This is a genomic window from Chelonobacter oris (assembly GCF_000772535.1).
GTDB classification, from domain to species: Bacteria; Pseudomonadota; Gammaproteobacteria; order Enterobacterales; family Pasteurellaceae; genus Chelonobacter; species Chelonobacter oris.
The window spans coordinates 78,512-99,383 of sequence record NZ_JSUM01000010.1 but is presented as its reverse complement, the minus strand read 5'-3'; the positions used below and the strand labels follow the sequence as shown (position 1 = coordinate 99,383).

22 protein-coding genes, 2 tRNA genes and 1 pseudogene are annotated in these 20,872 nt (G+C 46.9%); 15 read left to right on the top strand and 10 right to left on the bottom strand.

Features of this window, described 5'->3' with window-relative positions:
- Positions 1–17 precede the first annotated feature (17 nt).
- Positions 18–1,001: an amidohydrolase family protein gene (locus OA57_RS06060; RefSeq protein WP_034614913.1), complete on the bottom strand. Its 984-nt coding sequence runs from the start codon at positions 999–1,001 to the stop codon at positions 18–20.
- A 407-nt stretch (positions 1,002–1,408) separates the two neighbouring features.
- Between OA57_RS06060 and OA57_RS06055 the strand changes: the two genes are divergently transcribed.
- From OA57_RS06055 to xerD, 5 genes are all read left to right on the top strand, one after another.
- Positions 1,409–2,227 carry a transporter substrate-binding domain-containing protein gene (locus tag OA57_RS06055; protein ID WP_084589883.1) on the top strand — a complete coding sequence of 273 codons (819 nt, stop codon included), beginning with the start codon at positions 1,409–1,411 and terminating at the stop codon, positions 2,225–2,227.
- Positions 2,211–2,927: an amino acid ABC transporter permease gene (locus tag OA57_RS06050; RefSeq protein WP_034614910.1), complete on the top strand. Its 717-nt coding sequence runs from the start codon at positions 2,211–2,213 to the stop codon at positions 2,925–2,927. Before OA57_RS06055 ends, OA57_RS06050 begins: the two co-directional genes overlap by 17 nt.
- Before the next feature lie 5 nt (positions 2,928–2,932).
- Positions 2,933–3,700: an amino acid ABC transporter ATP-binding protein gene (locus tag OA57_RS06045; protein ID WP_034614907.1), complete on the top strand. Its 768-nt coding sequence runs from the start codon at positions 2,933–2,935 to the stop codon at positions 3,698–3,700.
- Positions 3,701–3,721: 21 nt separating this feature from the next.
- Complete coding sequence (locus tag OA57_RS06040) at positions 3,722–4,810, top strand: 5-methyltetrahydropteroyltriglutamate--homocysteine S-methyltransferase (protein ID WP_034614900.1); 1,089 nt, start codon at positions 3,722–3,724, stop codon at positions 4,808–4,810.
- Positions 4,811–4,909: 99 nt separating this feature from the next.
- The gene (gene xerD / locus OA57_RS06035) at positions 4,910–5,803 is read left to right on the top strand and encodes a site-specific tyrosine recombinase XerD (RefSeq protein ID WP_034614898.1); all 894 of its coding nucleotides are present in this window, start codon (positions 4,910–4,912) and stop codon (positions 5,801–5,803) included.
- Between the two features lie 52 nt (positions 5,804–5,855).
- Here xerD and OA57_RS06030 read toward each other — a convergent pair whose 3' ends face one another.
- Positions 5,856–6,089 carry a YgdI/YgdR family lipoprotein gene (locus tag OA57_RS06030; RefSeq protein WP_034614896.1) on the bottom strand — a complete coding sequence of 78 codons (234 nt, stop codon included), beginning with the start codon at positions 6,087–6,089 and terminating at the stop codon, positions 5,856–5,858.
- Between the two features lie 309 nt (positions 6,090–6,398).
- A complete protein-coding gene (locus tag OA57_RS06025) occupies positions 6,399–6,908 on the bottom strand; it encodes a peptidylprolyl isomerase (RefSeq protein ID WP_034614894.1) in 510 nt (169 codons plus the stop codon).
- Positions 6,909–6,998: 90 nt separating this feature from the next.
- On the opposite strand from OA57_RS06025, the gene cysS reads away from it, so the two are divergent.
- Complete coding sequence (gene cysS / locus OA57_RS06020) at positions 6,999–8,378, top strand: cysteine--tRNA ligase (RefSeq protein ID WP_034614891.1); 1,380 nt, start codon at positions 6,999–7,001, stop codon at positions 8,376–8,378.
- 88 nt (positions 8,379–8,466) lie between these two features.
- Here cysS and OA57_RS06015 read toward each other — a convergent pair whose 3' ends face one another.
- Together OA57_RS06015 and folD are read right to left on the bottom strand one after the other, a co-directional pair.
- The gene (locus OA57_RS06015) at positions 8,467–8,913 is read right to left on the bottom strand and encodes a hypothetical protein (protein WP_034614888.1); all 447 of its coding nucleotides are present in this window, start codon (positions 8,911–8,913) and stop codon (positions 8,467–8,469) included.
- A gap of 66 nt (positions 8,914–8,979) precedes the next feature.
- Positions 8,980–9,834 (bottom strand): bifunctional methylenetetrahydrofolate dehydrogenase/methenyltetrahydrofolate cyclohydrolase FolD, encoded by an 855-nt coding sequence (gene folD / locus OA57_RS06010; protein WP_034614885.1) that lies wholly within the window; start codon positions 9,832–9,834, stop codon positions 8,980–8,982.
- Between the two features lie 163 nt (positions 9,835–9,997).
- Here folD and OA57_RS06005 point away from each other — a divergent pair.
- The 4 genes from OA57_RS06005 to OA57_RS05990 all read left to right on the top strand — a co-directional run bounded on the left by OA57_RS06005 (position 9,998) and on the right by OA57_RS05990 (position 12,325).
- Positions 9,998–10,074 (top strand) — tRNA-Pro (locus tag OA57_RS06005).
- Positions 10,075–10,112: 38 nt separating this feature from the next.
- Positions 10,113–10,189, top strand: a tRNA-Arg gene (locus tag OA57_RS06000).
- Between the two features lie 242 nt (positions 10,190–10,431).
- A complete protein-coding gene (gene cspE / locus OA57_RS05995; RefSeq protein WP_034614882.1) occupies positions 10,432–10,641 on the top strand; it encodes a transcription antiterminator/RNA stability regulator CspE in 210 nt (69 codons plus the stop codon).
- 346 nt (positions 10,642–10,987) lie between these two features.
- The gene (locus tag OA57_RS05990; protein ID WP_034615376.1) at positions 10,988–12,325 is read left to right on the top strand and encodes an SLC13 family permease; all 1,338 of its coding nucleotides are present in this window, start codon (positions 10,988–10,990) and stop codon (positions 12,323–12,325) included.
- A gap of 70 nt (positions 12,326–12,395) precedes the next feature.
- Here the strand turns inward: OA57_RS05990 and cgtA are convergent, their stop codons facing one another.
- The 4 genes from cgtA to rplU all read right to left on the bottom strand — a co-directional run bounded on the left by cgtA (position 12,396) and on the right by rplU (position 15,264).
- A complete protein-coding gene (gene cgtA, locus OA57_RS05985) occupies positions 12,396–13,571 on the bottom strand; it encodes an Obg family GTPase CgtA (protein WP_034614879.1) in 1,176 nt (391 codons plus the stop codon).
- A gap of 19 nt (positions 13,572–13,590) precedes the next feature.
- Positions 13,591–14,529: a DMT family transporter gene (locus tag OA57_RS05980; protein WP_034614876.1), complete on the bottom strand. Its 939-nt coding sequence runs from the start codon at positions 14,527–14,529 to the stop codon at positions 13,591–13,593.
- Between the two features lie 148 nt (positions 14,530–14,677).
- Positions 14,678–14,935, bottom strand: coding sequence for a 50S ribosomal protein L27 (gene rpmA, locus OA57_RS05975; protein ID WP_034614873.1), 258 nt, complete (start codon positions 14,933–14,935; stop codon positions 14,678–14,680).
- A gap of 17 nt (positions 14,936–14,952) precedes the next feature.
- The gene (gene rplU / locus OA57_RS05970) at positions 14,953–15,264 is read right to left on the bottom strand and encodes a 50S ribosomal protein L21 (RefSeq protein WP_034614869.1); all 312 of its coding nucleotides are present in this window, start codon (positions 15,262–15,264) and stop codon (positions 14,953–14,955) included.
- A 247-nt stretch (positions 15,265–15,511) separates the two neighbouring features.
- On the opposite strand from rplU, the gene ispB reads away from it, so the two are divergent.
- From ispB to OA57_RS05945, 5 genes and pseudogenes are all read left to right on the top strand, one after another.
- The gene (gene ispB, locus OA57_RS05965) at positions 15,512–16,519 is read left to right on the top strand and encodes an octaprenyl diphosphate synthase (RefSeq protein ID WP_268746705.1); all 1,008 of its coding nucleotides are present in this window, start codon (positions 15,512–15,514) and stop codon (positions 16,517–16,519) included.
- 114 nt (positions 16,520–16,633) lie between these two features.
- Positions 16,634–17,278: pseudogene (locus OA57_RS05960) on the top strand (epoxyqueuosine reductase QueH); the annotation flags it as partial.
- A 100-nt stretch (positions 17,279–17,378) separates the two neighbouring features.
- Positions 17,379–17,849 carry a hypothetical protein gene (locus tag OA57_RS05955; RefSeq protein ID WP_034614866.1) on the top strand — a complete coding sequence of 157 codons (471 nt, stop codon included), beginning with the start codon at positions 17,379–17,381 and terminating at the stop codon, positions 17,847–17,849.
- A gap of 82 nt (positions 17,850–17,931) precedes the next feature.
- Entirely contained in the window at positions 17,932–18,984 is a 1,053-nt protein-coding gene (locus tag OA57_RS05950; protein WP_034615365.1) for a glycosyltransferase family 9 protein, read from the top strand.
- A gap of 3 nt (positions 18,985–18,987) precedes the next feature.
- Complete coding sequence (locus OA57_RS05945) at positions 18,988–20,022, top strand: glycosyltransferase family 9 protein (protein WP_034614863.1); 1,035 nt, start codon at positions 18,988–18,990, stop codon at positions 20,020–20,022.
- A gap of 2 nt (positions 20,023–20,024) precedes the next feature.
- On the opposite strand, the gene OA57_RS05940 is transcribed toward OA57_RS05945, so the two are convergent.
- Positions 20,025–20,801 carry a glycosyltransferase family 2 protein gene (locus tag OA57_RS05940; protein WP_034614860.1) on the bottom strand — a complete coding sequence of 259 codons (777 nt, stop codon included), beginning with the start codon at positions 20,799–20,801 and terminating at the stop codon, positions 20,025–20,027.
- Positions 20,802–20,872 lie beyond the last annotated feature (71 nt).

Below are 20,872 nucleotides of genomic sequence, written 5' to 3'. Positions count from 1 at the left end.
CAATCGTTAAGCTGAAATTAATCCAATCCTAACACTTTGCGCCCGTTCACACTGGCGATATTAATCATCGCTTCAATATCCGGAAAACGGCAACCTGCCGCAAGCAGGCTGAGTTCCTGCCACATATCGCCTTCACACAACGGCACCATGTAATCGCAGATATTATCGGTGCCGATGGCAACGGTAATCCCTTCCGGAATCATTTCGTCGGCCGGCGTTAGCGCATTATGGAACGGCATTAAATCTTCTTTGCGGTTGCTGTCGATCCACGCCATCGGGCAGGCGATCATCATCATTTTTGCTTCACGCATTTTGGCATATAGCTGATAGCGGTATTCTTTCGGGTGTGCGCCGATTGAGATGCCGTGAATAGCGGCAACACGCCCTTGCATCCCGTGTTCAATGGTTTTGTCGCACAGCATTTCGGTTTCTTTTTCGCGCGGGGTGTTGAATTGATCGACGTGAACGTGGCACATAATGCCGCGCGACTTGGCGGCATCCATCAGAATATCAAATGCCTGCTCGCCCTTGCCGTAATCCAGCTCGTCACGATAGGGCAAACCGCCGATCATATCCACCATATCGGCACCGATATCGAACCATTTGCGTGCGGTCGGCTCGATAACCCCTTTCAGCGTTTGGTTGGCGAATTTCAGAATGATATCGTTTTTATACATTTCCCGCGCACGGTGGGCGGCGATAATCGCCCGATCTTCACACACCGGATCAATATCCACAAACGTGCCGAATGCGGTGACGCCTTGCTGAATCATCATTTCAATCGCCTGACAAAAACGGGCGTAGTAGTCTTCAATGCCGGAATTGCGTTTAACTTCGTCCACTAAATCCCATTTCTGCTGTAAATTGCAAGTGCGGTAAATATCGATTTTTTCCGGTGTCATGGTGAAGGCGCGGTCGGCATGGGCGTGGGAGTTGACCCAGCCGCCTTTTTTGATAATTTCATCGCGAATATAGGTATTAAACGTACGAACGTGTTGCATTGCGGTTACTCCGTGAAGTGAACATCAAAATAGGAATGAATATGGTGCGTGAGTGAATGAGGCTAAACGGCAGGCAAAAAAAATCCCCAATAATTGAGGATTGATGATCAAATGAAACTAACGGCGGCAGGTCATGCAGGGATCGCATCACGTGTTTGCCTAAAGCAAAAGTGCGGTTATGTTCAAATGAGTCTGTTTGCATAGTTCTAGTTCCTTGTTGGCACTAGAACGACAGTATAAATAGTTGCCGCTCGGAAATAAAGCGCTTTTTGCCGGCCGGTTTTTTAACAACCGGATTTATAGCGAAATGTTATAACTTATTAAATGTAATTATGGTCGGGGATAACACAATCCATTATACTGTGTACTTGGATTTTTTAGTAAAAAACTGACGGGAATATAACAAAATGAAATTAAATAAAAAACTGTTTGCAATTTTTGCCGCGTTAAGTGCGGTTTTGGGCTTGAGCGCCTGTGATCAACACAGTCAAGCAACAGCGGACAGCGAGAAAAAAGAAGCGACGCTGGCGGAAACGCTGGCAGCGAACAAAACTATTCGGGTCGGCACCGAAGGGACTTATCCGCCGTTTACTTTTCACGATAAAGACGGCAACCTGACCGGTTTTGATGTGGAAGTTACCCGAGAAGTGGCGAAACGGTTGGGGCTGGAAATTGAATTTTTCGAAACCCAGTGGGATGCGATGTTTGCCGGGTTGAATGCCAAACGGTTTGACGTGATCGCCAACCAAGTGGATTTGACCAATCCTGAGCGCCAACAAAAATATCTCTTGTCCGAGCCGTATAATTTTGAGCGTTCCGTTGTGGTGACCGTCGCCGCTGCTGACGACTTGACCGCACTTGGCGAGATTAAAGGCAAAAAATCAGCGCAAAGCATTAACAGCAGTTATTACGTGTTGGCGAAAGAGAACGGAGCCGAAATTCTGCCGGTCGAAGGCATGGCGCCGGCATTGGAGCTGGTGAAACAAAAAAGAGCCGACATCACGTTAAACGGGCAGTTGGCGATTCTGGATTATTTTAAAAATCAACCGAATTCCGGTTTGAAAATCGCCTATAAAGACGAAACCAAAATCGGTTCCGGCTTTGTATTTTTGAAAGGAAATGACGATGTCGTAGCGGAATTTAACCGCACTTTGAATGACATGCGCCAAGACGGCACATTAAAAGCGTTATCGGTTCAATGGTTCGGCGATGACGTTACTGAATAACCTGCTTTCTGCACTGCCGTTTCTCGATTCGCAACAGGCATCGATGTTGATCGATGCTTTTTGGCCGATGCTGCGCGGCGCAATTTCCAATACCATACCACTGACGCTGATTGCCTTCTTTTTCGGTATGCTGATTGCCGTTACGGTGGCGTTGATTCGGGTCGTGCCGCGCACCAATCCGCTGTATAGTCTGGCTTATTACCTCGCCCGAATGTATGTTTCAGCCATTCGCGGCACGCCGTTACTGGTGCAGCTGTTCATTATTTTTTACGGGCTGCCGAATATCGGGATCAAGCTTGATCCGTTCCCGTCCGCCGTGATTGCTTTTTCATTGAATATCGGTGCTTACGCTTCTGAAACCATTCGTGCGGCGATTTTGTCGATTCCGAAAGGGCAGTGGGAAGCCTCTTATTCTATCGGTATGAGCTATGCCCAGACTTTTCGCCGCAGCATTATGCCGCAAGCGATGCGGGTGTCGGTGCCGCCGTTGTCGAACAGTTTTATCAGTCTGGTCAAAGATACCTCGCTGGCATCCACCGTGCTGGTGACCGAACTGTTTCGTGAGGCGCAGAATATTGCGGCAACGACGTATGAATTCTTGTGGATCTACAGCGAAGCGGCGCTGATTTATTGGATTATCTGCTTCGTGTTGTCATTGGCGCAGGGCAGGCTGGAAAAACACTTCTCACGCTATGGGTAAATACGATGTTACAAGCTAAAAATATTCATAAGCAGTTCCGCGGCAATGAAATTCTGAAGGGGATTGATTTGCACGTGGAAAAAGGTGAGGTGATTGCTGTTCTCGGGCCGTCGGGGTCGGGTAAAACGACATTGTTGCGCTGTTTGAACTTGTTGGAAACGCCGGATCAAGGCACATTGGCGTTCAGCGACCGCACTTTGCAGATCGATTTTTCGAAGAAAATCAGTAAACAGCAAACCTTACAATTGCGCCGCCGCACGGCGATGGTGTTTCAGCAGCACAACCTGTTTCCGCACCGCACAGCGATCGAAAATGTGATGGAAGGCTTGCTGGTCGTGCAGAAAAAAGAGAAAACGCAGGCTGGTGCGCAAGCCAAAGCGTTATTGGAAAAAGTCGGATTAGGCGATAAACTGAATCTCTATCCGTCGCAATTGTCCGGCGGACAGCAGCAGCGGGTCGGTATTGCGCGGGCATTGGCCGTGCAGCCTGAGGTGATTTTGCTTGATGAACCGACGTCGGCGCTCGATCCCGAATTAGTGAACGAAGTGCTGCAAGCCTTGAAACTGCTGGCTAAAGAAGGCTGGACGATGGTGATCGTCACGCACGAAATCCGTTTTGCGCAAGAGGTGGCGGATCGCGTGATTTTTATCGATCAAGGCAAGATCGTGGAACAGGGCGATGCCAAAACCTTTTTCAGCCGACCGCAGCAGGAACGCACCAAACAATTTTTACAGCAGGTTGATCCCGAAGATTATCAAGATTTTTGTATTTAACCGACGATTAAGGAAACAATGATGACACAAAAAACGCTCCCCCTACATGCCGATACGGTCGGCAGCTATTTACGTACCGCTGCTTGGAAGCAGGCGCGTGCCGATTTTAACGCCGGTCATATCAGTCGTGACGAACTGACCGCACTTGAAGAGCGGGAGGTGGCGAAATTGGTGGAGGCGCAGCTGCAAGCCGGCATTCAAGTGGTGACCGACGGCGAATTCCGTCGCTCGTGGTGGCATATCGATTTTCTGGAAGGATTGAACGGCATTGAAGGCTATGAACCGGAGCAGGCTTATCAGTTCCATGGGGTACAGGTGCGCCGTTATAATATCCGTAATTGCGGCAAAGTCTCTTGGAATAAAAATCATCCGTTTATCGAACACTTTAAATCGTTAAACCGGATCGTTGACGGACGTGCGGTGGTGAAATTCACGATTCCAAGCCCGAACCAGCTAATGCACAAGAACGTATTTAACCCTGAGATTTATCCGAGCAAAGAAGCGCTGGCAAAAGATGTACAGCAGGCGTATATCGATGCGATGTTGGCATTTTATGATGCCGGCTGCCGTTATTTGCAGCTTGATGATGTATATTGGGGGCATTTGTGCAACGATCCGAATGCGGAAGATTTCGAGCAGAATAAAGCCATTGCACTAGCCAACGTGCAAGCGGTGCTGGCTAAAAAACCGGCGGATATGGCGATCACCACACACGTTTGCCGCGGAAACTATAAATCCACCTATATGTTGAGCGGGGCTTACGATCCGATTGCCGAAGCCTTGTTCGGACAAACTGCGTTTGACGGCTACTTTCTGGAATACGACAACGATCGTTCCGGCGGTTTCGAGCCGTTGCGGCACTTCAAAGGCAACAAAGGCCGTGTGGTGCTGGGGTTAATCACATCTAAATTCCCGGAATTGGAAGATAAGCAGTTAATCAAAGATCGTATCGCACAAGCGGCGCAATATGTCCCGTTGGCGCAGTTGGCATTAAGCCCGCAATGCGGTTTTGCTTCCACCGAGGAAGGCAACCTCATGACCGAAGAGCAACAATGGGCAAAAGTGCGGTTAGTCGAGGAAATCGCACGGGAAGTTTGGGGCGAGGATTGATTCACTACTCCATTGCTGTTTAGCCACCGCTGTTTGCCTCTGTGCAAGCACGGTGGTTGATGATTATTCTCCGCTATTTTGCAAAAATCGGGCGCACGAATGAAAGATAACATGCTGATTGACCTGTTTCTCAATGAATTATGGTTGGAAAAAGGCTTATCTGAAAATACGGTAGCGTCTTACCGACTGGATTTGACCGCACTTTGCCACTGGCTGACGGCGCAACAATTGACATTATTGCAGCTGGATCATATTGATTTGCAAACTTTTCTCGGTGAGCGTCTTGCCAAGGGCTATAAAGCCACCAGCTCCGCCCGTATGCTGAGTACGTTGCGCAAACTGTTTCAATATCTGTATCGGGAAAAATATCGTCCGGACGATCCGACCGCACTGCTAACCTCGCCGAAACTGCCTTCCCGTCTGCCGAAATATTTGAGTGAGCGGCAAGTGAGCGATTTGTTAAATGCGCCGGCGACCGATGAGCCGTTGGAATTACGTGATAAAGCGATGTTGGAATTGCTATACGCCACCGGTTTGCGAGTGACCGAATTGGTGACGTTGAGCGTGGACAGTATCAGCCTGAATCAAGGCGTTGTGCGTGTCATCGGCAAGGGCAACAAAGAGCGGTTGGTGCCGATGGGAGAAGAAGCGGCTTACTGGATTCGGCAATTTATGCTGTACGGACGACATGTCTTGTTGAAAGGGCAAAGCGCTGATGTGCTGTTTCCCAGTTTGCGCGGCACGATGATGACACGGCAAACGTTTTGGCATCGGATAAAACACTATGCGTTGCTGGCAGAAATTGATCAAAACACGCTGTCGCCGCACGTGTTACGGCACGCCTTTGCCACCCATTTGGTCAATCACGGTGCGGATTTACGGGTCGTGCAGATGTTGTTGGGGCACAGTGATCTTTCCACGACCCAGATTTATACCCACGTTGCCAAAGAGCGGTTGAAGCGATTACATCGGCAGTTTCATCCGCGCGGATAAAAAAATGCGATCCGAATGATCGCATTTTTCTTTTGAGGCTGTCGCCGTCAGGCTAATTATCCAGCTCTTTCATTTTTCGGATTTCATTGCGATTGATTTGTTCGGTTTTGCCGGTTTCCGCATTTTTATAGGATACCAAGCCGGTATCATCATCGACTGTTGGTTTGCCGTCGGTGACAATTTTCCCTCCGTCTGTAGTGTGGAGAGACTGATTAGATGAACATCCGCCCAATAACAGTACTGAAGTGGCGGTTAATAACGCAGCAACAAAATGATTTTTTTTCATTGTGATCTCCTTCAAGTTATCTGTAATAAATACATTATGCAATAAAAATAATGATGTTATGGTGGCGCACCAAAATGTTTATGCCTTGATAGTATAACAGAAATTGTTGAAAACGCTAAATTGCCGCTATTTGCTCGATAGTGTACCGTTAAATTAACGGCACAAACGGCACGTCGAGACTACAAGCCGTAAGGGCTGTCGCCAAGAAGAGCAGAATGGCGATACGCATCATGGTTTACACTCCTATTGAATGCATAAGCGAGGAAAAAAGCCGACGGATTAGGTCGGCATTGAACAGTAAGACTTGCGTTATTCTACCGTGACCGACTGAATAACCACCTCTTCTTTCGGTACGTCTTGGTGGAAACCCGCATTGCCGGTTTTGATCTGACGGATTTTATCCACCACGTCCATACCCTCAACGACTTCGCCGAATACCGCATAGCCCCATTCCTGAACGACTTCGCGGCCATACATCTCTTTGCCGCGATAATCCAGAAAGTTGTTGTCTGCCACGTTGATAAAAAATTGTGCGGTTGCCGAGTGCGGATCACTGGTGCGCGCCATGGCGATTGTGCCTTTTTTATTGCTTAAACCGTTGCCGGCTTCGTTTTGGATCGGTTTATCGGTGGCTTTCTCTTTCATGCCGCTTTCCATGCCGCCGCCCTGAATCATAAAGCCGTCGATCACACGGTGAAAAATGGTGTTGTCGTAAAATCCTTTTTTGCAGTAATTTAAAAAGTTTTCGCTGGTAATTGGGGCTTTTTCAGTGTTTAATGCGATTTTTATGTCGCCAAAGTTGGTGTGTAGGGTTACCATAATTCATATCCTATAACGGTGATAAAAGTGGCGGTTATTATTCCATAAAAACAGCGGCATCGCTACAAGTGCGGTTCAGAGAGTAGAATTATGTTAAAAATTTATAATACCTTAAAGCGGGAAAAAGAAGTGTTTACGCCGATCGAGGCGGGCAAAGTCGGAATGTATGTGTGCGGTGTGACGGTTTACGATTTTTGTCATATCGGCCACGGCCGCACTTTCGTCTGTTTTGACATGATTGCCCGTTATTTACGTTATTGCGGTTATCAGCTGAATTATGTGCGTAATATCACCGATGTGGACGATAAAATCATTAAACGTGCGCAAGAAAATACGGAGAGCTGCGAGCAGTTGGTTGAGCGTATGGTCACGGAAATGCACCGTGATTTTGCCGCACTGAATATTCAGGCGCCGACCAGTGAGCCGCGAGCCACCCATCATATTGCTGAAATTATTGCGATTGTCGAAAAACTGCTGCAACGCGGCCATGCTTATGTGGCGGGCAACGGCGATGTGATGTTTTCGGTGTTGAGTTACGGCAACTACGGGTTATTGTCCCGTCAGGATTTGGATCAACTGCAAGCCGGTGCGCGGGTGGAAATTTCCGCAATCAAGCAGAATCCGATGGATTTTGTGCTGTGGAAAATGTCGAAGCCGAACGAGCCGAGTTGGGATTCCCCTTGGGGGAAAGGGCGTCCGGGCTGGCATATCGAATGTTCGGCAATGAATCACAAGCAGTTAGGGGCGCACTTTGATATTCACGGCGGCGGTTCTGATTTGATGTTTCCGCACCATGAAAATGAAATTGCACAATCTTGCTGTGCGCACGGCGATGATTATGTCAATTACTGGATTCATTCCGGCATGATTATGGTCGATAAGGAAAAAATGTCGAAATCGCTCGGCAATTTTTTCACTATTCGTGATGTATTACAGCATTATCACGGCGAAAGTGTGCGTTACTTCTTGCTGACCGCCCATTACCGCAGTCAGTTGAATTACAGTGATGAAAATCTGAATTTGGCGCATACCGCACTTGAACGGCTTTATACCGCACTTCGTGATACGGATCCGACGGTTGAGGCGCAAGGCGGTGAGGAATTCGTACAGGCATTCAAAGAGGCGATGGATGACGATTTCAATACGCCGAATGCTTTGTCCGTGCTGTTTGAACTGGCAAGAGCGGTGAACAAAGCGAAACAGGAAGACAGCCGAGAAGCTGCTCGGCTTGCGGCCAGATTGCGTGAATTGGGCGATGTACTGGGGCTTTTGCAGCAACAGCCGGAAGCTTTTTTACAGGGCGGTTCCAATGAAGATGAGGTGGCGCAAATCGAAGCGCTGATTTTGCAGCGTAATCAGGCCAGAGCCGATAAAAATTGGGCGGCGGCGGATGACGCGCGCAATAAGCTGACCGCAATGGGAATTGTGCTGGAAGACGGCGTCGGCGGTACTAGTTGGCGCAGAGGATAGCGCCAAAGCGGAACGGCAAACGAAATAATAAGTGCGGTACAGGGCAACCTGACCGCACTTTGGCTTTTTAACCGTTGCCGTTAAGCGCCTATTTTAGCGGGAAGCACGCTTTTTTCAGAATTTCTTCCACGGCTATGGTGGTGCCGTTAACCGTTTCATTTTTTCTGACGGTCAGGAAACCGTTTTCTTCCAATTCCGGTTTTTTCCCGGCAAATTTATTGGTAATCGACCAAGAATAGTTATCGACGCTGAAGACGGTGGTTTCTGCGTTGGAGCGCTCGCCGTCATAGTCGAGCGTCAAGATTTGTTCGCCCAATTTAACTTGTGCGACGGCAGTGGCTTCACCGAAATGGTAGCGGGCTTCCGCTTGTTGTTGATCGACACCGGCATCACACTGATAGCTGACCCATTTGGCATCGAGTACCGGCGCCTGATAGTCTTTAACGGTAATCCGTTCTGCATTGTTGTTGCCGGCACAGGCGGTCAGCAAAACAGAACAGACAGCAATAAATAACGTGGTTTTCTGCATAGACATTGTTTTCTCCTTTAGCACATTAAAGATAGAAATCTCTGTACAACGAGACTCCGGGTTAGAATTCGGTCAGCCGCCAAGATGTTGTTGATAGGCAGACAGAGTATTGCTCATCAGCATGGCAACCGTCATCGGACCGACTCCGCCGGGTACGGGGGTGATAAAACCGGCATGTCGACAGGCCGCCGTAAAATCCACATCACCGACCAACCCCTTATCGGTACGATTAATTCCGACATCAATCACCACCGCACCGGGCTTAATCCACTCCCCGGGAATAAAGTGCGGTTTGCCGACGGCAACTACCAGAATGTCGGCTTGGCGGACATGTCGTTCCAGATCGTGGGTGAAACGGTGCGTGACGGTGACGGTACAGCCCGCCAGCAGCAATTCCAGCGCCATCGGGCGACCGACGATATTCGAGGCGCCGACAACAACGGCGTGCTGCCCATAGAGATCGATTTCCGTTGTTTGCAACAGTTTGATAATACCATAAGGCGTGCATGCGCGCAGCAGCGGAATGCGCTGACATAGGCGCCCGACATTATAAGGGTGAAAACCGTCCACATCTTTGCTCGGTGCTATACGCTCGATCACTTTGGTGGAATCGATTTGCGGCGGGAGCGGCAGCTGAACCAAAATTCCGTCAATATCGGCATCGTCATTCAGTTGATCAATCAGCTGTAACAGCTCCTGCTCATCGGTTTCGGCAGGCAAATCGTAAGATTTAGAGGCGATACCCAATTCGCCGCAACTTTTGCGTTTGCTGCCGACATACACCTGTGAGGCGGGATCCGCCCCGACCAGAATCACTGCCAGCCCCGGCGCTCGATTTCCGGCGGCGACAGTATGAGCGATTTTTTCGGCAATTTCCGTTTTAATTTGCCGGGCAATTTGTGTACCGGAAATAATTTGAGCGGGCATAGGGCAATCCTTTTATCAAGATAACGAAATGTGAGTGGCGGTATTTTGGCAGAAAAGCAGGGGGATTGTAACCCTGAATCCGTTAAAAAATAAGCGACCGATCGAAAAAAGACAAAAAATGATTGACGAAAAATTTCAGGCTCTTATAATGCTTCCCACTTGTCGGCGAGTAGCGCAGCTTGGTAGCGCAACTGGTTTGGGACCAGTGGGTCGTAGGTTCAAATCCTATCTCGCCGACCACTTCTTATTCCCGATTCTTCATTATCCATCTTTACAATGCGCCCTTAGCTCAGCTGGATAGAGCAACGGCCTTCTAAGCCGTAGGTCACAGGTTCGAATCCTGTAGGGCGTGCCATTTTATAATTAATTTCAAAATAATGAAGAAATCGCTTGTGCTGTGTCGTTAATCGTGTTCTAATCCGTAACAGCTAAGCGACAGTTTATTTAAGTTCGATATTTCCTGCACTTCCTTTAATAACAAATTTATTTTGTTTTCCTGAAAGTCTTTGAATACCAATCTCTATTTAAGTTCAAGTTACTAGCAAACGTATTTGCTTTAAGCAAACAAATTAAATTTATTATATTAAGGATGACATCATGTCTAAATTAACCGGTTCAGTAAAATGGTTTAACTCAACAAAAGGCTTCGGCTTTATCACTCCTGCAGACGGCAGCAAAGACTTGTTCGTGCATTTTTCAGGTATTATTGGCAATAACTACAGAAGTCTGGATGAGGGCGATAAAGTAGAGTTTAACGTACAAGATTCACAACGCGGTCCATCAGCGGTTGATGTTGCGGTAATCTAATTCGGATTCTGCGAATCAAAAAACCTCCTGCGGGAGGTTTTTTTGTATCTGTAAAACCTGGCTCAAGTTATGGCGTATGAGGGTTTTTGTAAGATATTGGTTAATATTCCCCCATCTAAGTGTTATCGCGGGAAATAATCTGTGAGATGTCTTACAGTTTGGCGCTATATGATTTGATGAAAGTGATTTTTTCCCTCTAAAATGCAAGTATTCATTCATTTTAGGGACATATCTTATGCCGGATTCACGCTATTATTCGCTTAAAAAGTTAACGCTTTACCCGATTGCTTTGGCAAGACAAAGCAAGGTGATCCAATTTCTGCTCTCGATTTTATTCGGTGTGGGAATGATGTACTGGCTGTCTGATCCGGATTTTACCCGTACACAAAATTTAGTGTTAGTTTTGCTGTTTATGGCGATCGCATTGTGGATGACAGAAGCTATTCCGCCGTTTTCAGTCGGGATTCTGGTCATCGGGTATCTGGTCGTGGTGATGGGCACGGATGAAAACCAACACGCCATGCGTTATGTACAAACTTGGTCGGACGGGGTGATTTGGTTGTTTTTAGGCGGATTTTTCCTTGCTGAGGGCATGAAAAAAACCAAGCTGGATGAGGCATTATTAAAACGATTATTGCCAAAATTCGGCAAAAAACCGCACTTTATCCTTTTTGGATTAATGGTAACTACGGCGCTGATTTCGATGTTGATGAGCAATACGGCCACGACAGCGATGATGATCGCCACAGTCAGTCCGATTTTTGCCTCACTAGATAAAAAATCCAATTTTTCCAAAGCCTTACTATTAGGCATTCCAACCGCGGCATCCATAGGCGGTATGGGGACGATTATCGGTTCGGCGCCGAACGCCATCGCTGTCGGGGCGTTGGAGGCAGTCGGTATTCACATTTCCTTTCTGGAATGGATGATCATCGGTATCCCGATTGCGGCGGTTTTGATTTATGTTTTCTGGAAAATCCTGCTGCGTCGTTATCGGATCGGGCGTGATGAGATGGATATTCAACTTTCGTTACCGAACGGTACGGAAGAAGAGGCGAATCATTTTGTCGCAAAGGAGCTGCGGTTGCAGAAAATCATCATGATTGCCGTACTGACGGTGACGCTGTTTTTCTGGCTGACTTCAAAATGGTTCGGTATTCCGATTGCTGCGGTGTCCGGCATTCCGATTGTGGCATTGACGATGTTGGGTGTGTTGGATGCCGATGACGTGCGCGCATTGCCGTGGGATACCTTAATGCTGGTTGCCGGCGGTTTGGCGCTCGGCATGGCGATTCAGGAGCAGGAGTTGGCAAGCCATTTTGTCGATCAGCTCAGCCATGTGCAAATTAATTTTTATTTATTAATGCTGTTGTTCGGTTTTATTACCGTTTTGCTGTCCAACTTTATGAGTAATACGGCGGCCACTACGATTTTAGTGCCGATAGCCCTGTCATTGATGAGTATTTCCAGCGGGGATTTTAGCCCGGCGGTATTACCGTTGGTGATTGCTTTGAGTGCTTCTTGCGCTTTGTTGCTGCCGGTGTCTACCCCACCGAATGCGATTGCCTTCAGTACCGGATTGATTAAACAGTCGGAGTTTAGGCTGGGAGGAATCTCAATCGGTTTATTCGGTCCGTTGAGCAGTATTGTCTGGGTATTGGTGATTACGTCGATTTTTAATTAACGGATAAATGAAACCGCACTTTACTGATTTTTCGATCCGGTATTAAAGTGCGGTTCGATATTTACGGCGGTTACGGCTTGTAGATGGTTTCTACGCCTTCCTCATCCTCTTCCGACCAGTCGTCGTCCCAATCCTCGTCATCATCTTGGCTGTGGGCGGCGATTTGCTGTTGATGGTAGTCATCCCATTTGAATTTCACTTCTTCGGTTTGGGCTTCGGCTTGTTGTTCCGCTTCACGCGGGTTATCTTCAATAAACTGCATAATATTACGGCAAAGGGCTTGCACATTTTTGCCGGTGACTGCCGAAATCAGATAATAATCCTCTTCCCAGCCTAAACGGTCGGCAATCTCGGCGGCTTTGGTATGTGCTTCTTCCTCACTCATGATGTCTATTTTATTGAAAACCAGCCAACGCGGTTTTTCTGCTAAGGTTTCGCTGTACCGGAATAATTCGGATTCGATGATCGCAATATTGTCAGCCGGATCGCTTTGATCAATCGGATCAATATCGACCAGATGGATCAGGACACGGCAACGTTCCAAGTGTTTCAGAAAGCGGATTCCTAAGCCGGCTCCGGCAGAAGCCCCTTCGATCAGCCCGGGGATATCGGCAATCACGAAACTGCGGTTGGCATCGACTCGGGCAACACCGAGGCTGGGCACTAATGTGGTAAACGGATAGTCGGCAACTTTCGGTTTGGCTGCGGAAACGGCTCGGATAAAAGTGGACTTACCGGCGTTGGGCAGTCCCAACATACCGACATCCGCCAATAACATCAATTCCAGTTGCAGATCCCGTTTTTCACCTGCGGTACCGTTAGTTTTTTGACGGGGTGCCCGATTTACAGAGGATTTGAAACGGGTATTCCCCAGACCGTGGTAGCCGCCTTTCGCCACCAGCATTTTCATGCCGTGCTGTGTCATATCACCGACAATTTCTTTGGTATCGTTATCAATTGCACGTGTCCCGACCGGAACACGTAGCGTGATATCTTTACCACGGTGTCCGGTACAGTTGGCACTGCGCCCGTTTTCACCGCGTTCGGCGGCAAACCGTTTTTCAAAACGGTAGTCGATCAGAGTATTCAAATTTTCGTCGGCAACCAGATAGACATCGCCGCCGTCGCCACCGTCGCCGCCGTCAGGCCCGCCCTTGGGCACATACTTTTCACGGCGAAAACTGACACAGCCGTTACCGCCGTCTCCGGCTTCAATGCGAATTAACGCTTCATCAATAAATTTCATTTTTTCTCCTGTTCATCGCTTATTTAGTTTGGCGATGAAATAAAAATTTGTGTCCGATAGCCGAACATAGCGCCCCGCTGACCACCACAATCGCACCCAGATAGGATAACAAATTTAACGCCGGCAAATCAAAACTTTGCGGGGCGACTCGGTGTGCAATTTCTGAAAAGAGAATCGTAAACAGCGGGGTAAGGGTAATAATGGCACTGACTTTTGAGACGTCCCAACGGTTGACCGATTCGGCATAAGCGCCGTAAGCAACGATGGTGTTCAGGCAGCAATACGCCAGACAGCACAGCTCCAGCAGAGGCAGACGGGAAACTGATCCTGCTTCGGCAAGCGGGGTAAACAAGATGGCTGAACCCGTATAAAAAACCAGCAAAATCTGTTGCGAATTGAAACGGCGCAACATCAGTTTTTGCGCCAGTCCGTAGCCGACCCATACCAAAGCAGCCGCCAGACTAAGCAACACCCCGATCGTGTAAGCGGTCATACTGGTGAACAGCTCGGCTAAACGTTCATTGAAAAATAACAATAAGCCGATGATCAGCAGAATCGCGCCGATTTTCTGGGTTATGCCGATGATCTCTTTTAGAAAAACCGCACTTGCGATCATCATCAGAAAAGGCGCAACCTGTGCAATAACCTGAGTAACCGATGGTGCCAAATAGTTGAGTGACGTATTAAACAGTAAAAAATTGCCGCCCAAGGCAAGAATTCCCAACGTGGTCAGCCAACGAAAGCGACGACCAATCAGTAACTTAAACGGCGGTAATTTACCGAAAAACGCCAGTAATAAAAACAGACCGACGGCGGCAACGACAAAGCGATACCAGACAATCGTGCTGCTGTCCATATAGCGCACCAGTGGTTTTAGTGCCAACGGCACGGTACCCCAGCAGATTGCCGTGGTCAATGCTAAAAAGAAGCCGCTTATCGGTCTGATGGTCTGTTTCATTTGCGTGTTCAACGTATGGGCATGATTTTTTATTCTACCTGTATCTTTGCGAATTGACAGGCAATTTTCCGACTAAAACGGTGTAAAGAGCTCAAATAATAAAAAACCCCGCCTGTAAAAGTGCGGGGTTCTTAAACGCTTCGTTAAATTAGTCAGCGATAATACTTACGTATTTGCGATTTTTGTCGCCTTTCACTTCGAATTTAACTTTCCCGTTTGCCGTGGCAAACAGGGTATGGTCACGACCGATACCAACGTTGCTGCCTGCGTGGAATTTAGTACCACGTTGACGAACAATAATGCTACCGGCTAATACTGATTCACCGCCAAAGCGTTTAACACCAAGACGTTTACTTTCAGAGTCACGACCGTTGCGAGTGGAACCACCAGCTTTTTTATGAGCCATTTTCGATCTCCTCTAAATTAGGCACTGATACCAGTGATTTTCACTTCTGTGAACCACTGACGGTGACCTTGTTGTTTACGACTGTGTTTACGACGACGGAACTTAACGATTTTAATTTTATCGCCACGACCGTGAGCCACTACTTCAGCCACTACTTTGCCGCCATCAACTAATGGGGCGCCAATTTTTACATCTTCACCGTTGACAACCATCAACACTGAATCGAATTCAACCGTTTCACCGGTCGCAACTTCAAGCTTTTCTAAACGAACTACTTGACCTTCGCTCACTCTGTGTTGTTTGCCGCCACTTTGGAAAACCGCGTACATAGAAAAAAACTCCGCTAAAAATATGTGCCGAATAAACAAAAGTCTGTCTACTGGATCAGGCACAATCAAAATTCATATAAATAGGGTGCGGATTTTACGCAAAAATTCGGCTGATAGCAAGCAACTATTTCGGATAAGGCTAAAAAATTTGATCCTCTCGGGGATTGATTTGAGAAATCATATTTAGATATTGGCAGAATTCAGGTACAATCAGCCTCCTAAATAATCATCAGGCGGCAAGGTTTCAATGATGACAGAACAACAAACAGAACAACAAAACGCTTTTGATCTTAAAACGATCCAGACATTTTGTGCCGAAGATATGGGGAAAGTGAACGAACTGATTTTGGCACAGATGAGTTCGGATGTGGTGCTGATCAACCGGTTGGGACACTATATTATCAGTGGCGGCGGCAAACGAATTCGCCCGATGATCGCCGTATTGGCGGCGCGCGCGCTCGGCTATCGAGGCGAGGCGCACATTACGGCGGCAACGTTTATCGAATTTATCCACACTGCAACCTTGTTACACGATGATGTGGTGGACGAATCCGATATGCGGCGTGGTAAAGAGACGGCGAACGCGCTGTTCGGCAATGCCGCCAGCGTGTTGGTCGGCGATTTTATTTATACCCGTGCTTTTCAGCTGATGACCTCGCTGAATTCCTTGCGGATCCTCAAGATTATGTCGGATGCGACCAATGTGATTGCCGAAGGGGAAGTGTTGCAGTTGATGAATTGCAATGATCCGGATACGACGGAACAGAGTTATATGCAGGTCATTTACAGTAAAACCGCACGCTTGTTTGAAGCGGCTACGCAATGTGCGGCAATCGTAACCCATGCCGAGCCACAGATTGAACGGGCAATGCAGGATTACGGCCGCTATTTGGGTACGGCATTCCAATTGGTTGACGATGTACTCGATTACAGTGCCGATCAGCAAGTATTGGGTAAAAACCTCGGTGATGATTTGGCGGAAGGCAAACCGACCTTGCCGTTGCTACATGCGATGAGCCACGGCTCTCTTGAGCAGCAGCAGTTGATTCGCCGCGTGATTGAACAAGGCAACGGGCGCGACCAACTGTCGCCGGTGTTGGCGGCGATGCAGCAGCACGGTTCCCTCGATTATGTGATGCAAAAAGCGAAGCAAGAGGCGCAAAAAGCCGTCGATGCCTTGGCACCGCTGGCGGACACGGAATATAAACGGGCATTGGCGGCATTGGCCTATCTGTCTGTGGAAAGAAATAATTAATTGATTAGCGATATGATTGAATTACATAACATGACCCAAAGTGCGGTGACGCAAAACGATAATGAACCGCACTTTTCCGTGCGGGCGAAACGCCGCAATAAAAAAGAGAAAGGCCCTTTTGTACGGTCGCAGTTGGAATTGCCGAACGGGCATAATAAATTGTTGCTGCACTCTTGCTGCGCCCCTTGTTCGGGGGAAGTCATGGAAGCGATCCTCGCTTCAGGAATTGAATTTACCATTTATTTCTACAATCCGAATATTCATCCGTTAAAAGAGTATTTGATCCGCAAAGAAGAAAATATCCGCTTTGCCGAGAAATTCAATATTCCGTTTATCGATGCCGACTACGATCGCCAAAACTGGTTTGATCGCGCTAAAGGCATGGAAGACGAACCGGAGCGGGGCATTCGTTGCACCATGTGTTTTGATATGCGCTTTGAAAAAGCGGCGGAGTATGCCCATGAGCACGGCTTTCCGGTATTTACCAGCTGTTTGGGGATTTCCCGCTGGAAAGATATGAATCAAATTAACGGGTGCGGACACCGTGCCGCTGAAAAATATGACGATGTAGAGTATTGGGACTACAATTGGCGCAAAGGCGGCGGCTCGCAACGCATGATCGAAATCAGCAAACGTGAACGTTTCTACCAACAGGAATATTGCGGCTGCGTGTATTCGTTGCGTGATACCAATAAATGGCGTGAATCGAGCGGCAGACAAAAAATCGAAATCGGCAAACTCTATTATTCCGCCGATTAAATGACAATCACTTTACCTCGTTAGGCAAAGGTCGTAAACTAAGCGGGTTCTTGTCACGGATGACGGGATATTTATTTTATTATTTTAAGAGGATTATTCAATGAAACGTTTTTACCAATTTTTTGCTTTTGCGTTTGTAGCGCTGGCCGTAGTGGCTTGTGGCGACAAAAATGCGGATCTGAAAGCCGACTTGCAAGCTTTTGACGCCGCAACCGAGCAAAACGGCAATTTGTCTGAAATTCAAACATTACAAACCGAATTGATGAACGCCGCTACGCCGGAAGATCAAGCGGTTATCTTCAACAAAATTGCCGATAAATATAAAGCCATTAAAGACAGTGTGGCGGCTTTGAATATTAAAACAACGGAAGCCAAAGGTCTGAAAGATAAATTTATCTCCGGTTTTGATGACTTCATCAAATTGATGACGGATTCGGCAACCTATGTGGTTACGCCACCGACAGCCGAGCAGCAGCAAGCACTGGTCAGTTTGCAACAGCAGGCAACGCAAAAATTACTGGAAGCCGCCCAAGGCATTCAGGAATTAAAAGCGAAAGTCGAAACCAAATAAGTTTCACCGATAGTTGATAAAGCCCCGCATCGCGGGGTTTTTTGTACGAATGGAATACTCGATTATTAATTAATAGAATATGATGAAAAAAATTAAAGCGTTATTGCGTCGTTTTCGGATCATGTTAGGCAAGTTTCTTTTGGATAAGCGTAAAAAACCGTTTCCCGTTACCGAATTGCCGTCGATCAAACGTATTTTATTTTTGCGCCAAGACGGGAAAATCGGAGATTATATTGTAAGCTCTTTTGTTTTTCGTGAATTAAAAAAAGCAAGTCCCGATATAGAAATCGGTGTCGTATGCAGTGACAGTACCTTATTTGAAAAGAATCGCCATATTGATCATATTTATCGGGTCAAAAAGAAGAATATCCTTGATTATATCAAGACGGGATTAAAACTCAGAAAAGAACAATATAATGTATTAATTGATCCGACGGTTTTCTTGCGTAATCGGGATTTATTGCTGCTTCGTTTGATCGACGCCAAAATAACGATAGGTTATCAGAAAGAAAATTATGGAATTTTTAATTTGAATATTGTGGATTCCGGACAGCATTTTGCAGATATTTATGCGGAAATGTTATCTCTGTTGGGCGTGAATTCTATTAATAAACACTATGATATTCCGCAGGATGATAACAGTAAACAAAATGTCGCTGAATTTCTCCAACAGAGCCATGCCCGACAACCGATAGTGTTAAATTGTTTTGGTGCCTCTCGTTCAAGGCGGTTAAATAATGATAAGATTATTGAATTATTAAATTATTTGACCGCACTTTGTCCGCAACAAACCGTGATTTTGCTGACTTATCCTCAAGTAACGCAGCAACTGGCAAAACTGGCGGAAAAATATGATAACGTGATTATTTATCAAAATACTCACACGATTTTTGATTCTATTGCGTTGATTCGGCAGGCGGTGCTGGTTATTTCTCCCGATACTTCAATTGTCCATATTGCCAGCGGTTTAAATAAAAAACTGATTGCTTTTTATCAGGATACACAGCGCGATTCGGCCAATTTTTCACATTGGCATCCGAATAATAGCGCTGAGACACATATTTTATTTTATCAAAATAATATCAATGAAATTAAAGTAGAAGATATTTCTGCGGACTGGTTTAAACAGGATTGAATGATGAGAAAAATTTTGCTTGTCAGAAATGATAAATTAGGCGATTTTATGTTGGCTTGGCCGAGTTTTGCAATGTTGAAGCAATCCGCACCGGATTATCAAATTACCGCACTTGTGCCGGCTTATACGGCAGAATTGGCGAAAGCTTGTCCTTATATTGATGCGGTTATTATTGATGCCGGTAAAAAAGGGGACAAAGCTGCGCAGCAAAACACATTACGGCAAATTCGCGAACAAAAATTCGATGCGGTGATCAACCTGTTTTCCGATCGTTATAATGCCGTTCTGATGTGGAAAGCCGGAATTCCTTATCGTATGGCACCGGCCACTAAAATCATCCAATTTTTATACAATAAACGGGTTAAACAGCGTCGTTCACAATCCTTGAAGCCTGAATATCAATATAATTTAGATTTAATCCGCACATTCCTCAATGAGCAAATAATCACGATTGTTGAACCGGCTCCGCCTTATTTGCAGTTTTCTTCCGATGTGGTTAACGCACAAAAGCTGAAGTTGATTGATTTGTTGGCGTTATCTGCGGATAAACGATGGATTTTTATCCATGCGGGAACCGGCGGATCGGCAACTAATTTGGATCTGACGCAATATGCGGAAATCATGACCGGATTGGTGAGTCGGTTAGATTGCCAAATCGTGTTAACGGCAGGGCCGAGCGAAAAAGAAAAAGCGGAAAAACTGGCAGGTTTGAGCGGATTAGGCGGTCGATATATCAGAATTTATGCAGAAAATGACGGCTTGTTGGATTTTTCCCGCTCTTTGGCATGTGCGGATTTGTTTATTGCCGGTTCAACGGGACCGCTACACCTTTGTGCCGCGTTAAACGGGTTGACGGTGGGCTTTTTCCCGAGTAAACGCTCTGCTAAATCGCTGCGCTGGCAACCGATTAGCCGACTAGACCGTCATTTGGCAATCAGTCCGGAGCCTAATCAGACCGAAGGAACAGAAATGAAGTCTATTCGGCCTGAAGACGTCTTACAACAGATTATTCCGTTTGTTCAGTCGCATTGGCGATAAGGCTAATCTCTTTTTTCTGTTTTCGTCCTAATCCACAGATCGGCATATTTGATAAAAGTTGAATGTGCCGATAAGACGGCCAGTAAAAAACCTTGTTTTCCGTCCAGAAAGCCGGCTTTCAGCAGATACATCTTTAAAAAGCAGGTCACTGCATGCGTGATACCTTGCAGCAAGCCGGCGCTTTTGCCTGCTTTTTGGCGCTGTTCAGCCCAAGCGGCAGCATAAAATGCAGATTTCGTCAGATAATGGTGCAGGTTTTCATAGGTGTAGTGCAACAAGTCGCCATTGAGCTTTTCGAGATGGTATCCGTCGGGCACAATGATTTTTTCATGCACTAATGAATCGTTATAGCGAGTATCGGAAGTGCGGTATAAACGGATAACCCAATCAGGGTACCAACCGGAATGGCGGATTTCTCGCCCGAAAACTTCGCTACAGCGCCCGATTTGGTAGAGCGTGCCGGATTTATCGGCCGCCACGGCAGCCAGAATGGCTTGCTGCAATTCGGGGGTGACCCGTTCATCGGCGTCCAGCCACAAGACATAATCACTGTCGACATATTGCTGCGCCAATTGGCGCTGTTTGCCAAAGCCTTGCCAATCAAGGTGTTGATAAAACTTCTCGCTGTAATGGCGGGCGATTGCTTCGGTTTGATCCTGACTGCCCGAATCCAAAATCACTATTTCGTCCACCCAGTCTTTTACGGTATCCAGACAGGCGGCAAGATGTTTTTCCTCATTTTTGACAATCATGGCAACGGCAAGGGTCGGTTTTGGCATCGGGGCTCCTCAATTTTAGATATTTTTCGCTATATCTTAACAGAAGTTGAGAATAGGGTATAATCCAAGCC

Excerpts from the sequence above, each read along its gene's own strand:
- OA57_RS06060 (WP_034614913.1), bottom strand. The coding sequence starts at position 1,001 with ATGCAACACGTTCGTACGTTTAATACCTATATTCGCGATGAAATTATC.
- OA57_RS06055 (WP_084589883.1), top strand. The coding sequence starts at position 1,409 with ATGAAATTAAATAAAAAACTGTTTGCAATTTTTGCCGCGTTAAGTGCG.
- OA57_RS06050 (WP_034614910.1), top strand. The coding sequence starts at position 2,211 with ATGACGTTACTGAATAACCTGCTTTCTGCACTGCCGTTTCTCGATTCG.
- OA57_RS06045 (WP_034614907.1), top strand. The coding sequence starts at position 2,933 with ATGTTACAAGCTAAAAATATTCATAAGCAGTTCCGCGGCAATGAAATT.
- OA57_RS06040 (WP_034614900.1), top strand. The coding sequence starts at position 3,722 with ATGACACAAAAAACGCTCCCCCTACATGCCGATACGGTCGGCAGCTAT.
- xerD (WP_034614898.1), top strand. The coding sequence starts at position 4,910 with ATGAAAGATAACATGCTGATTGACCTGTTTCTCAATGAATTATGGTTG.
- OA57_RS06030 (WP_034614896.1), bottom strand. The coding sequence starts at position 6,089 with ATGAAAAAAAATCATTTTGTTGCTGCGTTATTAACCGCCACTTCAGTA.
- OA57_RS06025 (WP_034614894.1), bottom strand. The coding sequence starts at position 6,908 with ATGGTAACCCTACACACCAACTTTGGCGACATAAAAATCGCATTAAAC.
- cysS (WP_034614891.1), top strand. The coding sequence starts at position 6,999 with ATGTTAAAAATTTATAATACCTTAAAGCGGGAAAAAGAAGTGTTTACG.
- OA57_RS06015 (WP_034614888.1), bottom strand. The coding sequence starts at position 8,913 with ATGTCTATGCAGAAAACCACGTTATTTATTGCTGTCTGTTCTGTTTTG.
- folD (WP_034614885.1), bottom strand. The coding sequence starts at position 9,834 with ATGCCCGCTCAAATTATTTCCGGTACACAAATTGCCCGGCAAATTAAA.
- cspE (WP_034614882.1), top strand. The coding sequence starts at position 10,432 with ATGTCTAAATTAACCGGTTCAGTAAAATGGTTTAACTCAACAAAAGGC.
- OA57_RS05990 (WP_034615376.1), top strand. The coding sequence starts at position 10,988 with ATGATGTACTGGCTGTCTGATCCGGATTTTACCCGTACACAAAATTTA.
- cgtA (WP_034614879.1), bottom strand. The coding sequence starts at position 13,571 with ATGAAATTTATTGATGAAGCGTTAATTCGCATTGAAGCCGGAGACGGC.
- OA57_RS05980 (WP_034614876.1), bottom strand. The coding sequence starts at position 14,529 with ATGAAACAGACCATCAGACCGATAAGCGGCTTCTTTTTAGCATTGACC.
- rpmA (WP_034614873.1), bottom strand. The coding sequence starts at position 14,935 with ATGGCTCATAAAAAAGCTGGTGGTTCCACTCGCAACGGTCGTGACTCT.
- rplU (WP_034614869.1), bottom strand. The coding sequence starts at position 15,264 with ATGTACGCGGTTTTCCAAAGTGGCGGCAAACAACACAGAGTGAGCGAA.
- ispB (WP_268746705.1), top strand. The coding sequence starts at position 15,512 with ATGATGACAGAACAACAAACAGAACAACAAAACGCTTTTGATCTTAAA.
- OA57_RS05955 (WP_034614866.1), top strand. The coding sequence starts at position 17,379 with ATGAAACGTTTTTACCAATTTTTTGCTTTTGCGTTTGTAGCGCTGGCC.
- OA57_RS05950 (WP_034615365.1), top strand. The coding sequence starts at position 17,932 with ATGAAAAAAATTAAAGCGTTATTGCGTCGTTTTCGGATCATGTTAGGC.
- OA57_RS05945 (WP_034614863.1), top strand. The coding sequence starts at position 18,988 with ATGAGAAAAATTTTGCTTGTCAGAAATGATAAATTAGGCGATTTTATG.
- OA57_RS05940 (WP_034614860.1), bottom strand. The coding sequence starts at position 20,801 with ATGCCAAAACCGACCCTTGCCGTTGCCATGATTGTCAAAAATGAGGAA.